Genomic DNA, 12756 nt, shown 5'->3' on the forward strand with positions numbered 1-12756 from the left:
GGCGTGTTCCTTGCAGCAGTGCGTTCGGCTTCGAGGGTAGCGCCGTCCAGAAAGAAAGTTAAGCAATCACTTGCATGAGATTCAAAAAATCGAGATGTAACTTAGCAGCGAGCCGGGCTAGCCTGCTCTCATGGCCTTGACTTCAACGCCGACAGAGGGTGCTGAGATGACAGCTCGAGAGACCCTGCACGCTGGCCTGAGCCAGGCGCAGTTGGACGCCTACTGGATGCCCTACACCGGCAACCGCCAGTTCAAGCGCGACCCACGCATCATCGTGGGCGCCGAGGGCAGCTACTTCACCGACGCCGAGGGTCGTCGCGTCTTCGACGGTCTATCGGGGCTCTGGACCTGCGGGGCCGGTCACTGTCGCCCCGAGATCAGCGAGGCGGTGACCCGCCAGCTAGCCGAGCTGGACTACGCCCCGGCGTTCCAGTTCGGCCACCCCAAGGCCTTCGAGCTGGCCCATCGCATACGCGGCCTGACTCCCCAGGGGCTCGACTACGTGTTCTTCACCGGCTCCGGGTCGGAGAGCGCCGACACTGCGTTGAAGATCGCACGCGCCTACTGGCGCAAGAAGGGCCAGCCGACCAAGACCAAGCTGATCGGCCGGGCCAAGGGCTATCATGGCGTCAACTTCGGTGGCATCAGCCTGGGCGGCATCGGCGCCAACCGTGTCCTGTTCGGCCAGGGCGTCGATGCCGACCACCTCCCCCATACCCTGCTCGCGGAGAATGCCTTCACCAGGGGCATGCCCGAGCGTGGTGCCGAGCGTGCCGAGGAGCTGCTTGACCTGATCGCCCTGCACGATGCCTCCAACATCGCCGCGGTGATCGTCGAGCCCCTGGCCGGCTCGGCCGGCGTGATCCCGCCGCCCAAAGGCTACCTGCAACGGCTGCGCCAGATCTGCGATGCGCACGACATCCTGCTGATCTTCGACGAGGTCATCACCGGTTTCGGCCGCATGGGCGCCATGACCGGCGCCGAGGCCTTCGGCGTGGTGCCGGACATCATGAACGTGGCCAAGCAGCTGACCAACGGTGCCGTGCCGATGGGTGCTGTGATCGTGCAGGGCGAGATCTACCAGACCTTCATGGAACAGGGCGGGCCCGACTACATGCTCGAGCTGCCCCACGGCTACACCTACTCGGGACACCCGGTGGCCTGTGCCGCGGCGCTGGCGGCCCTGGACGTGCTCGAGAACGACCGCCTGATCGACCGCGTACGCGAGATAAGTCCGGTCTTCGAGGCATCGCTGCACGGCCTCGGGGGCACCCGCTATATCAGCGATATCCGAAATTACGGACTCGCCGGGGCTCTGCAGATCGAAAGCTATCCGGGCGAACCGGCGCGGCGTCCCTTCGAGATCGCCATGAAGTGCTGGGAGAAGGGCTTCTACGTGCGCTACGGGGGCGACACCATCCAGCTCGGCCTGCCCTTCATCGTCGAGCGCGACGAGATCGATCGGCTCGTCAACGTGCTCGGCGAAGCCATTGCCGAGCTCGACTGAGCGCCGCCGGGCAACGCGCCAGGCGCTGGGCGCCTGGCGCGTTCACTCGAGGCCATCCAGCCGTCGGCGCGAAGCTGCACGAATCGTCGTGCGGGCTGAAGCGCGAGGCGCAGCGATACGCTCGCGCAGGCATCAGGGTTCCTAGAGGCCCTTGGGCGCGAATATCCCCGGCGCATTGCGCCAGTAGCCCTTGTAGTCCATGCCGAAGCCGAACACGTAGCGGTCGACCACTTCGAGGCTGCAGTAGTCGGCCTTGAGGCCGGGTACCGCCTTGCGGTCGTGGCGCTTGTCCACCAGTACCGCGGTGGAGATGCTCGCCGCTCCCGCCTCGCGGCAGTAAGCGAGAATGGCGGCGAGCGTCGCGCCCTCGTCGAGAATGTCGTCGACGATCACCACGTGGCGGTCGGCCATGGGTATCTCGGGCGACACCCGCCAGAACAGCTCCCCGCCGCGCAGGCCGCCACGGTAACGGGTCGCGTGGAGGTAGTCGACCTCCAACGGAAAGCCCAGGCGGGTCAACAGATGGCCGGTGGTGATCAGACCGCCGTTCATCACGCAGTAGAACACCGGCAGCTTGTCACCCAGGTCGGCGGTGATCTGCTCGGCCATGCGGTCCAGTGCGCGTTCGACCTCGGCGTGGCTGATCAGGCAGTCGGCGCTCTCCATGACGTCGCGCATGGTGGCCAGGGAGTCGTGGAAATCGGCTTCGAGTTTGGGCATGAAGGACTCGTGTCAACGCAGGTAAAAGAAAAGGGAAATCGACAGACAGGTCAGAGCGAAGCCATGGCTTCGAGCCGTGCGTGCACACGCCGCCAACGCCCCAGTGCCTCGAGCGCATCGATGTCGGGGCGTGCCCGACCATAGCGCAGGCGCGCCGTCGGGCGTGTGCTCCGACCCTGGCAGGCCTCCAGCGCCTCGAGCGCGGCGGCGCGGTCGTTGCACACCAGCACCATGTCGCAGCCGGCATTCAGCGCCGCCAGCGCACGCTCCCCCGGGGCACCGGCAAAGCCGGCACCCGCCATGCCGAGATCGTCGGAGAAGATGGTCCCCTTGAAGCCCAGCGATTCACGCAGCAGGCCCAGCCAGCTACCGGAGAAACCCGCCGGGCGCGAATCGAAGGCGGAATAGATGACGTGGGCCGGCATCACCCCGTCGAGCCGGGAGGCGAGTTCGGCGAAGGGTATCAGGTCGTGCTGGCGCAACGCCTCGAGGGGACGCTCGTCGATCGGCAGCTCCAGGTGGGAATCCGCCGCCACGCTGCCGTGGCCGGGGAAGTGCTTGCCCACCGCTGCCATGCCGGCCTCGTGCAGGCCGCTGATGAAGGCACCGGCCATGGCCGCCACCGCGCGCGGGTCGGAGGAGAAGCTGCGGTCTCCGATCACGCTGGAGATGCCGGTATCGACATCGAGCACCGGGGCGAAGCTGAGATCAAGCCCGCAGGCGGCCATCTCCATGCCGAGTAGCCAGCCGGCATCCAGGCACAGCCTCAGGGTCACTTCCGGCGTGGCTGCGTAGTCGCGGCCGATCCGCCCCATGGCGGGCAGGCGTGTCACCCCTTGGCGCAGCCGCTGTACACGACCGCCTTCCTGATCGATGGCCAGCAGCAGCTCGGGGCGAACGCGCCGAATGGCGTCGCAAAGCTCGCGCACCTGTCGGGCATGCTCGACGTTGCGGCCAAACAGGATGACGCCCCCCACTTCGGGGCGCTCGAGCAGCGCGCGCTCTTCCTTACGTAACGCGGTGCCTTCCAGATCGAGCATCACCGGGCCGAGGGTCTGGGTCATGGTCGGTGTCCTTGGGGCATGAAAGGGAGCTGATTCTAGACCAAAGCCGCCTACGGCAACAGCCACCCATGTCACAGCGCATTCTACTCGCGTCGTATGCGCCCTACGGCGTCATTCGTGCAGCCAGACGGGAGTTCCCGGCGGCGCCAGCGCGAAGACTTCGAGCAGCGCCGCGTCGCGCATGCGAATGCAGCCGTGTGAACGAGGCTCGCCCATCGGCTGATCCGGCGGCGTGCCGTGTACATAGATATAGCGTCTTTGGGAATCGACGTCGCCGCCACGATTGACGTCGCGCTCGAGTCCACACAGCCACAGGATGCGGGTCAGGATCCAGTCGCGCCCCGGATGGGCCTCGGCCAGCGCCTCGCTGTAGACCTCGCCGGTGGGGCGACGACCGCGAAACACGGCACCGCTTGGCTGCCCGGCGCCGATCGCCGCCCGCACATAGTGCCAGCCCAGCGGCGTACGGCCGCTCCCCTCTCGCTGGCCGGTTCCCGCCAGGGCCGTCGATACGGGCCACTCCAGCAGGCGTCTGTCACCCTGCCACTGGGCCAGGCACTGGCGCCCGATGTCAACTTCGAACCAGCATCCGTCGCGGGGCGGTAACGTCTCCAATCGAGGGGTGCGCATCTCAGCTCGCCCTGGCCGCCTGCACGGCAGGAGGCGGCGGCAGAGGCGCGTTCATGGCGGCGACCACCACGGGGCGTAGGCGCCGGATCAGGTCGCGCACCGAGACGTGCTCGTGGTAGTCCTTCTCGGCGATGTCGCGCAGCGCATCGAGCCCGGACAGGGTGAAGATCACCGTGCCGAGGACGAAATGCAGCCGCCAGAACCGTTCGGCATCGGGCAGCTCCGGGGTGGCCCGCCGCACCAGCTCGGTGAAACGGGTGAAGACGCTGCCGTACTCTTCCTGGATGTGTCGCCTCAGGTGCCCCTGGGCCTGGCTGTAGGCCAGCCCCAGCAGCTTCATGAAGACCTTCAGGCTGTGCTTCTCGGCGGGCACCTCGAGCACGGTGCGCGCCATGGTCTCGAGCAGTTCCTCCAGGGGAATGACGCCCCCGGCGTGACGCGCCTCGAGTTCGTCGAGGGCATGATGGAAACGTACGGTGAAGGGATCGAGGTAGCGCGAGAATACCGCCTGGATCAGCGCCTTCTTCGAGCCGAAGTGGTAGTTGACCGCGGCGAGGTTGACGCGCGCCTTGCTGGTGATGGTGCGCAGCGAGGTCTCGGCGAAGCCGCGCTCGGCGAACAGCACCTCGGCGGTATCGAGGATACGCGTGACGGTATCGGTCTGGGCCATGATCGGATCCACTGAAAACATCTGTTTAAAACATTACAAAAGTCTACGCTATTACGCTTCATCCCACAACGTAATGCAACCTGAGAGCGTTTTAAACGGCATGCAGGGCGACGCGGGTGCTGCAGGTCACGCTTTTACTGTATGGGCTTCCATGCTGTATACTTGACCAATACGGCCGTCTCGCCACTGGAGTTCGTCATGACACGCCCCCTCACCTCGCGACAGCAGAACGTTTTCGACTTCATCGTCAAGACCATGCACGAACTCGGCTACCCGCCCACGCGTGCCGAGATCGCCCGGGCGCTGGGCTTCCGCTCGCCCAATGCCGCCGAGGAACACCTGCGCGCGCTGGAGCGCAAGGGCGTGATACGGGTGATTCGCGGTACTTCGCGCGGCATTCGACTGCCGGCCCAGGAAGCCGACAGCGTCGTCAGCGAGCCGAGCGCCGAAGGCTTGCCCATCATCGGCGAAGTGGCCGCCGGCAGCCCCATCCTCGCCGCCGAGCATATCGACCGCTACTGTCCCCTGCCCCCGGACTTCTTCACTCCGCGCGCCGATTACCTGCTCAAGGTTCGCGGCCTGTCGATGAAGGATGCCGGCATCCTCGAGGGCGACCTGCTGGCCGTGCATCGCACCGATCGCGTGCGCGACGGACAGATCGTGGTGGCACGGCTCGAGGACGATGTCACGGTCAAGCGCTTCCACCGCCAGGGGCATCGCGTGGTGCTGGAGGCCGAGAATATCGACTTCGCCCCGATCGAGGTGGACCTCCGCCACCAGGCGCTCGAGATCGAGGGGATCGGAGTGGGTGTCATACGTGGCGGCAACGGCCAGGCTTTGGGATAACAGCTGGCGTTTCACCATGAGCCGCAAGATTCTGCATGCCGATTGCGATTGTTTCTACGCCGCGGTGGAGATGCGCGACAACCCGGCGCTTCGCGAGGTGCCGCTGGCGATAGGCGGCAGCGCCGAGGGCCGCGGCGTCATCGCCACCTGCAACTACCCGGCCCGCGCCTACGGCATACACTCCGCCATGCCGACGGCACGGGCGCTGCGCCTGTGCCCCCACCTCACCCTGCTGCCCGGCGACTTCGACCGCTATCGCGAGGCCTCGCGGCAGCTGCTCGCCATCTTCCACGAACTGACGCCGCTGGTGGAGCCGCTGTCGCTGGACGAAGCTTTTCTCGACGTCACCGACGTGAGCCGCTTCTCCGGCAGCGCCACCTGGATGGCGCGCTGGCTCAAGGAGGAGAGCCTCAAGCGCGTGGGCATCACCGTCTCGGTGGGCGCTGCCCCGGCGAAGTTCCTGGCCAAGATTGCCAGCGACTGGGAGAAGCCCGACGGCCTCACCGTCATCGCCCCCTCCCAGGTGGACGCCTTCCTGCGCGCACTCCCGGTGACCAAGCTGCACGGGGTCGGGCCGGCCACGGCCAAGCGCCTGCAGGCACTTGAGATCGCCACCTGCGATGACCTGCAGCGTCTGCCACTGGAGCGTTTGCTGCAGGAGTTCGGCAAGTTCGGCAAGCGCCTGTACGAGCTGGCGCGCGGCATCGACGACCGCCCCGTTCGCATCGAGCGCGAGCGCAAGTCGGTGAGCGTGGAGACCACTTTCGCCAGCGACCTGCCCGATATCGCCCACTGCCATACCCAGTTGGCGCCGCTGTGCGAGCGCCTCGAGGCACGCCTGTCCCGCCATGGCCAGCCGCCCGTCGCCGGCACCTTCGTCAAGGTGCGCTTCGACGACTTCTCTCTCACCACCCTCGACGCCCGTGGCGGCTTGCCCACGCTCGCCACCTTCACCTCACTGTTGGGGCAGGCCTGGGCCAGGCGCCGGCGGCCGGTGCGCCTGCTGGGGGTCGGGGTTCGCCTGGTGCCGGACGACGCCAGGCGACAGCTCAGCCTGCCCCTCTAGCCTCACTTGGTATCGATGTAGCGGTGGTCGTTGAAGGTCGCGACCCAGCCCGGGTGGTAGACCATCAGCACGCTGAGCAGCATGCCGGTGATGAAGGCTTCCGAGGGCATCAGCAACGGCAGGAACAGGGCGTACTCCTTGGCCAGGTAGACTGCCTCGGGATCGGTGGCCGCCATGATGACCAGCCCCAGGCCTGCAAGCCCCGTCCCCAGGGTCGCCAGCGCCGCACCGAAGAAACCGCACACGAAGAGGAAGATCATCAGGTTGTCGGGCAGGTAACGATCGACGATGCGCCATATCGCCACCATGACCATCACCGGCACCAGCCCGGTGATCAACACATTGACACCGAGCAGAGGCCAGCCTGCCTTGCCCAGGACGACCAGCGAGAGATTGGCCAGCAGGTTGGTCAACAGGGCCAGCGGCGCCTTGAAGATCAGCGTCATCAATGCCGTCAGCATCAGATGCAGGGTCAACCAGTCGACCGACTGGGCCCGGAGTTGCCACAGCAGCACGACCGCCAAGCTCGCCGCCAGCCAGCGGTGCTGCAAGCCCGTGTCGGCCAACAGGGGCCGCCAGGGGCGTTGCGCCAGCGCCAGCGCCATTACCGTCAGCGAGATGAGCCCGCAGACGACCAGCAGCCAAGGCGCCAGGATCGGCTCGGAGAAGCTCATTACCGCCCTACCCTGAGAAGTCAGGCAAAGACAACGGTCTTGTTGCCATGGATCAGCACCCGGTCCTCGAGATGCCAGCGCAAGCCGCGCGCCAGGACCGCCTTCTCCACGTCACGCCCGAAGCGGACCAGATCCTGCGGGGTATGGCAGTGGCTCACGCGGTGTATGTCCTGTTCGATGATCGGCCCGGCATCCAGTTCCTCGGTCACGTAGTGACAGGTGGCACCGATCAGCTTGACGCCCCGCGAATGGGCCTGATGATAGGGACGCGCGCCGGCGAACGACGGCAGGAAGCTGTGGTGGATATTGATCACCCTGCCCGCATAGCGCTGGCACAGCCGCGGCGGCAGGATCTGCATGTAGCGGGCCAGCACCACGGTATCGGCCCCCAGCGCCTCGACATGCCGCTCGACCTCGTCGAATGCCGCACCCTTGTCGTCAGCGGCGACGGGCACGTGGTGGTAGGGAAGACCATGCCATTCGACCATGCTGCGCATGTCGTCGTGATTCGAGATCACCCCGACGACGTCGCCCTCCAGTTCGCCGGCGGTCCAGCGATACAGCAGGTCGACCAGGCAGTGCGACTCGCGCGAGACCAGAATCACCACGCGTGGCCTGCGGCGGGTGTCGCGCAGCGCCCAGTCCATGTCGAACTCGCGGGCCACGGGCTCGAAGGATTCCTTCAGCTCGGCGGCGGTCATGCCGATCGAGTCGGCCAGGATCTCGTAACGCATGAAGAAGCGCCCGGCCTCGAGATCGGAGTGCTGGCTGGCTTCGGTGATGGAACCGCCATGGCCGGCGATGAAGCCGGAAACGCGGGCCACGATGCCCCGGCGGTCGGGGCAGGAAACGACGAGACGATAATAGTGGGACATGTGCCAACCTGGTGCGGAACGGTGTACGCGAAGCACGCATTGTAGCGAACTCGGCCGAGCCGGGACACGCCCGCCCACGCCCTCGCGGCCGGCATCGCGTTGTTAAGGGTCGCGACGTTCCCGTATAGTGAAGTTTCCATTGTCTGGTCATGATTTGCCGATGCATTCGACTCACGCCACCATACGCCCCCGCCGCCGCCCCCCGCTTCACTTCCTGCCTCTGGGGGGGTGCGGCGAGATCGGCATGAATCTGGGGCTCTACGGGCACGAGGATGCATGGATAGCCGTCGACTGCGGCATGATGATTCGCCAGGACCTGCCCGACGCGCCACTGCAGGTGCCCAGCCTCGAGACCCCCGAGGCGCTTGGCATCCGCCCCCAGGCGCTGGTCATCACCCACGGCCACGAGGACCACATCGGCGCCGTCGCCTGGTTATGGCCGAGGTGGCAATGTCCGGTGTACGCCACGCCGCTGGCCGCCGGCCTGCTGCGGGCCAAGTTCCTCGAACGTGGCCTCGCCGATGGCGCCATCCGCGTGATCGAGCCTGGCGAAGCGCTGGAGAGCGGCCCTTTTACCCTGCGCTACCTGCCGCTGACGCACTCCATACCGGAGAGCTGCGCCCTGCTGATTGCCGTCGGCGACTTCCGCGTGCTGCATACCGGCGACTGGAAGCTCGATCCGGAGCCCCTGATAGGCCCGCCGGTCCAGAGTTCGCTGTTTCGTGCCCTGGCCCCGGTGGACCTGGTGGTCGGCGACTCCACCAACGCCCCCATGCCGGGCCACTCGCGCAGCGAAGGGGATGTAGCCCGGGCGCTCGAGCAGCGCCTCGCCCAGTGCGAGGGTCGGGTCGTGGTGACCTGCTTCGCCAGCAACCTGGCGCGGGTCCTGGCCGTGGCCCGCGCCGCCGAACGCTGCGGTCGACGGGTCAGCCTGATGGGACGGGCCATGGAGCGCATGGTCGCCGTAGCCCGGGGCCTGGGGTATCTGGACGACATGCCGGCGCTGGTACCGGTCAGCGATCTCGGCTACCTGCCACCGGCGGAGGTCCTGGTGATTGCCACCGGCAGCCAGGGCGAACCACGCGCGGCGCTGACGCGCCTGGCCAATGGCAGGCACCACAGTTTCGAGCTGATGGCCGGCGACACCGTGCTCTTCTCGGCCAAGGCAATTCCCGGCAATGAGCACCAGATCGAGCGCCTCAAGCATGCCCTGAGGCGTCTCGACGTTGCGGTATGGGACGAATTCAACCACCCCGAACTCCATGCCTCCGGCCACCCCGCCCAGGACGAGCTGCGCACCTTCTATGGCTGGATCAGGCCGCGTCAGCTGCTGCCGGTCCACGGCGAACGGCGACACCAGCAGGCCCATCGGGAGCTGGCGGAGTCGATGGGCATCGAGGCGCCGCTGGCGCCGGTCAATGGCGACCTGATTCGCCTCGATGGTGAGGGGCTGACGCTGGAGTCGCGCCATCCTCAGCGACCCTGCATCGTCAGTCAGGACGCCGTCACGCCACTGCCGGGGCTAACCGCGGAGCGCGGATCGCCGCGCCATGGCATCCTGCATCTCGCCCTGTCGGTAGCCTCGACAGGAACCGGCTGGACGCGCATCGGACGCCTGATGATGGATGCGCATCGGGTCAGCGCCATGGATGAAGACAGCTTCACCGAGTGGCTCGACGAGCGTCTGGAGGAAGTCGAGGCGGAAACCCTGGCCGAGCTTCGTACCGCCCTGCAGCCCCTCATCACTTCCTGGCTGGGGCAGCATCTGCGCCAATTACCTGACGTTCATCTCCAGCTGATTGCCGTGGAAGTGCCGGCCTTCCGCTGAGGCCCCAATGAGCATCACCGGAGCGATATCGGGAAAACCGGCATTAGCGAGTCGGGGGTGACACATCGTGCATCAGCCCCGACCCGAGTTGCGCGAGCAGACGATTCGTGCCCTGCGGGATCACGAACCGCTGGCATTCTTGGGCGGACGACCACGCCGACGGCGAGGCTGTTCTCCCACGAGATCTTCCACGGAAAGGCCGGCATCACTCATGGCCTCGCGGATCTCTGCCAGCTTCTTTTCCTTGTCCGCTTCTTCCTGTTTGCGGAGCTTCTCCTCTTCGTTTTTCTGCTCGATAACCTCGCCGATCACATCGGACAGCTTGTGCAGCTGCTCCATGCTCAGCTGGCGAGCCGCGGCACGGGCCACGTTCTTGTTACGGGCGATGCGCTCCAGGGTTTCGCTGGACATTGGCCTCCTCCATGCAAGAAAACGACGAGTCAGCCTTGAGGCTCACTCGTCGAAAGTATATGCCGATTTGCCGAATTGGCAAGAAAAGTCCGTATCAACGCAAGGGCGTTTTACGAGGAAGTGTACGACCAATAGCGGCCTATTCGTTGGCGATCAACCGCCGGTCATGTTCATGAAGCGGACGATCTGGACATCGCCATCGGTCGTGAAATGGTGGCGCTCGGGCTTGAGCGGCAAGGCAGCGACGATGGCACGCTTCAAAGCCTCGAGGTCGCCCGGATGCTGCCGCAGCACGGCGCGCAAATCGACGGAGTGTTCGTTGCCGAGGCAGAGCAATAGCCGTCCTTCCGCCGTGACCCGTACGCGATTGCAGCTGGCGCAGAAGTTATGGCTGTGAGGCGAAATGAAACCGATGCGACTGTCGCTGTCGCTCATGCGGTAATAGCGCGAAGGCCCGAGGGTCGATTCGGCGGTGGGTATCAACGCGTGGCGCCGCTCGATGATGCCCTTCACGTCATCGCTCGAGCAGAAGGTCTCGGCGCGAGAGTGATCGGAAACGTCACCCAGCGGCATCTCCTCGATGAAGCTCAGGTCGACGCCCTCGGAGCGCGCAAAGTCGACCAGGTCGAGCACCTCGTCGTCGTTGCGTCCCTTGAGGATCACCGCGTTGAGCTTGATCCGCTCGAAGCCGGCTTCGCGTGCTGCCCGCAGCCCGTCGAGCACCTTGTCAAGGCTGCCGGTTCGCGTCAGCTGGCGAAAGCGCTCGGCGTCGAGCGTGTCCAGGCTGATGTTGAGTCGCCCCAGGCCTGCCTCGCGCAGGCGCCTGGCGTGCTTGACCAACCCTGCCCCATTGGTGGTCATGGCCAGGTCGCGCAGCCCGGGCAGCGCGCTGGTCTGCTCGACCAGTTGCTCGATGCCACGCCTAACCAGAGGCTCCCCGCCGGTCAGGCGAATCTTCTCCACGCCCATCTCGACGAACGCACGCGCCACCATGCCCAATTCCTCGAGCGTAAGGATCTGCGCCCGCGGCAGGAAGGTCATCTCCTCGCTCATGCAGTAGACGCAGCGAAAATCGCAGCGATCGGTCACGGAGATCCGCACATAGCGTACACGCCTGCCGAAGCCATCGATCAATTCAGTGGGCAGGGTCTCAGGGGATTTAGTCATTTTCGCTCTCCCAGCGGCTGGCATCCCGGTGGTCCGATTCCCGTTCGGCAACCCAGTAGTCCCCGGTGTTGCTATGCTCCTTTTTCCAGAAAGGTGCGCGGGTCTTGAGGTAGTCCATGATGAAGTCGCACGCCTCGAAGGCCGCGCGACGGTGCGCACTGGCGACCACCACCAACACGATAGGATCCCCCGGAGAGAGGCGTCCAACCCGGTGAATGAGGCGAACCCCCTGGAGTGGCCAACGCGCCTGCGCCTCCGCCACGATCTCGCCCAGCGCGGTTTCCGTCATGCCTGGATAGTGTTCGAGCGTCAGCGCGCTGACGTCGGGGCGTTCGTTGAAGTCGCGCACCAGCCCGGTGAAACTGACCACCGCCCCGATGTCGGAACGCCCCTCCAGCAGCTGCCGCTGTTCGCTGCCTGGGTCGAAGGCGCTCTCCTGTACCCGGATCATGCCGCTCAGCCTCCCGTTACCGGTGGGAAGAACGCCACTTCATCGTCGTTGGTGATCGGCGTCGCGTCCAGCGCCATGACCTGATTCACCGCGCACAGCACCCGCCCCTCGCCGAGTCGCGTAAAGCGAGCATCGCGTTTTGCCAGGGCGCTCTTCAACCCCCCGACATCGGTGCTCGGCAAGGTGTCCAGCGGCAGGGTGAGGTCGCTGACCCCGAGCCGCTCACGCAATTCGGCGAGAAACTTGACCCTGACGCAGGGTGAATCGATGTCGCATCGAGTGCCCACCGAAACCTGGCCCGCCGCACCCTCGCCGGTGACGATCGGCGTCATCGCGGCGCCTGGCTGGCGCTGGTAGTCACCGGATTTACCGCCACGCTTGGCATCGAGGTGGATGGCACCGATCTCCATGTCCTTGTCCACCGCCTTGCACATGTCATAGAGCGTCAGGCACGCCACCGAGACCGCCGTCAATGCCTCCATCTCCACGCCGGTTCGCCCCTTGAGGCGGCAGGTCGCGATCACTTCGACCCGGGAGTTCTGCTCGTCCAGATGAAAGTCGACCGTCACCTTCGACAGCGGCAACGCATGGCACAGCGGAATCAGCTCATGGGTGCGCTTGGCGGCCTGGATGCCGGCAATACGCGCTGTGGCCAGCACGTCACCCTTGGGCAGGCCGCCATCGATCAGCAGTGCCAGCGTGTCCGGCTTCATCAAGATATGACCGGAAGCGGTCGCCTCACGGCGAGTTTCGGCCTTGTCGGCGACGTCGACCATATGGGCCTCGCCGCGCTGGTTGAGATGGGTCAGATTCATGTGAAGCAGCCTCGAAATCGGTTGAGCCACGG

Annotated in this window: 14 protein-coding genes; 4 read left to right on the plus strand and 10 right to left on the minus strand. The window is 65.8% G+C overall.

Annotated features, from left to right (window positions below; genetic code table 11):
* Window positions 1-166: 166 nt before the first annotated feature.
* Window positions 167-1507, plus strand: a complete 1341-nt coding sequence (aptA, locus tag DIS04_RS02140) for an omega-aminotransferase AptA (protein WP_111412070.1) — start codon at window positions 167-169, stop codon at window positions 1505-1507.
* Window positions 1508-1648: 141 nt separating this feature from the next.
* Here the strand turns inward: aptA and DIS04_RS02145 are convergent, their stop codons facing one another.
* From DIS04_RS02145 to DIS04_RS02160, 4 genes are all read right to left on the minus strand, one after another.
* Window positions 1649-2227, minus strand: coding sequence for a hypoxanthine-guanine phosphoribosyltransferase (locus DIS04_RS02145; RefSeq protein WP_111412071.1), 579 nt, complete (start codon window positions 2225-2227; stop codon window positions 1649-1651).
* 50 nt (window positions 2228-2277) lie between these two features.
* Window positions 2278-3291 (minus strand): beta-N-acetylhexosaminidase, encoded by a 1014-nt coding sequence (gene nagZ / locus DIS04_RS02150; protein WP_111412072.1) that lies wholly within the window; start codon window positions 3289-3291, stop codon window positions 2278-2280.
* A 111-nt stretch (window positions 3292-3402) separates the two neighbouring features.
* Window positions 3403-3921, minus strand: a complete 519-nt coding sequence (locus tag DIS04_RS02155) for a L,D-transpeptidase (RefSeq protein ID WP_111412073.1) — start codon at window positions 3919-3921, stop codon at window positions 3403-3405.
* Window position 3922: 1 nt separating this feature from the next.
* Window positions 3923-4591, minus strand: a complete 669-nt coding sequence (locus DIS04_RS02160) for a TetR/AcrR family transcriptional regulator (protein WP_111412074.1) — start codon at window positions 4589-4591, stop codon at window positions 3923-3925.
* Between the two features lie 198 nt (window positions 4592-4789).
* Here DIS04_RS02160 and lexA point away from each other — a divergent pair, with 198 nt between their 5' ends.
* Together lexA and dinB are read left to right on the plus strand one after the other, a co-directional pair.
* Window positions 4790-5437: a transcriptional repressor LexA gene (lexA, locus tag DIS04_RS02165; RefSeq protein ID WP_111412075.1), complete on the plus strand. Its 648-nt coding sequence runs from the start codon at window positions 4790-4792 to the stop codon at window positions 5435-5437.
* A 16-nt stretch (window positions 5438-5453) separates the two neighbouring features.
* On the plus strand, window positions 5454-6503 hold the full coding sequence (gene dinB, locus DIS04_RS02170; protein WP_111412076.1) for a DNA polymerase IV: 1050 nt from the start codon (window positions 5454-5456) through the stop codon (window positions 6501-6503).
* Between the two features lie 2 nt (window positions 6504-6505).
* Here the strand turns inward: dinB and DIS04_RS02175 are convergent, their stop codons facing one another.
* A complete protein-coding gene (locus DIS04_RS02175; protein WP_111412077.1) occupies window positions 6506-7177 on the minus strand; it encodes an energy-coupling factor ABC transporter permease in 672 nt (223 codons plus the stop codon).
* A 20-nt stretch (window positions 7178-7197) separates the two neighbouring features.
* Window positions 7198-8052, minus strand: coding sequence for a formyltetrahydrofolate deformylase (purU, locus tag DIS04_RS02180; protein WP_111412078.1), 855 nt, complete (start codon window positions 8050-8052; stop codon window positions 7198-7200).
* Window positions 8053-8296: 244 nt separating this feature from the next.
* Here purU and DIS04_RS02185 point away from each other — a divergent pair, with 244 nt between their 5' ends.
* A complete protein-coding gene (locus DIS04_RS02185) occupies window positions 8297-9880 on the plus strand; it encodes a ribonuclease J (RefSeq protein WP_111412079.1) in 1584 nt (527 codons plus the stop codon).
* A gap of 120 nt (window positions 9881-10000) precedes the next feature.
* Here DIS04_RS02185 and DIS04_RS02190 read toward each other — a convergent pair whose 3' ends face one another.
* The 4 genes from DIS04_RS02190 to moaC form a co-directional block, all read right to left on the minus strand.
* Window positions 10001-10291: an H-NS family histone-like protein gene (locus DIS04_RS02190; protein ID WP_111412080.1), complete on the minus strand. Its 291-nt coding sequence runs from the start codon at window positions 10289-10291 to the stop codon at window positions 10001-10003.
* 153 nt (window positions 10292-10444) lie between these two features.
* Window positions 10445-11458 carry a GTP 3',8-cyclase MoaA gene (gene moaA, locus DIS04_RS02195; protein WP_245904456.1) on the minus strand — a complete coding sequence of 338 codons (1014 nt, stop codon included), beginning with the start codon at window positions 11456-11458 and terminating at the stop codon, window positions 10445-10447.
* Window positions 11451-11909, minus strand: a complete 459-nt coding sequence (gene moaE, locus DIS04_RS02200; protein ID WP_111412081.1) for a molybdopterin synthase catalytic subunit MoaE — start codon at window positions 11907-11909, stop codon at window positions 11451-11453. Before moaE ends, moaA begins: the two co-directional genes overlap by 8 nt.
* 5 nt (window positions 11910-11914) lie before the next feature.
* Window positions 11915-12724 (minus strand): cyclic pyranopterin monophosphate synthase MoaC, encoded by an 810-nt coding sequence (moaC, locus tag DIS04_RS02205; protein WP_111412082.1) that lies wholly within the window; start codon window positions 12722-12724, stop codon window positions 11915-11917.
* Between the last annotated feature and the right edge of the window lie 32 nt (window positions 12725-12756).

Origin of the sequence: Billgrantia lactosivorans (assembly GCF_003254665.1) — a bacterium.
GTDB lineage: Bacteria > Pseudomonadota > Gammaproteobacteria > Pseudomonadales > Halomonadaceae > Halomonas > Halomonas lactosivorans.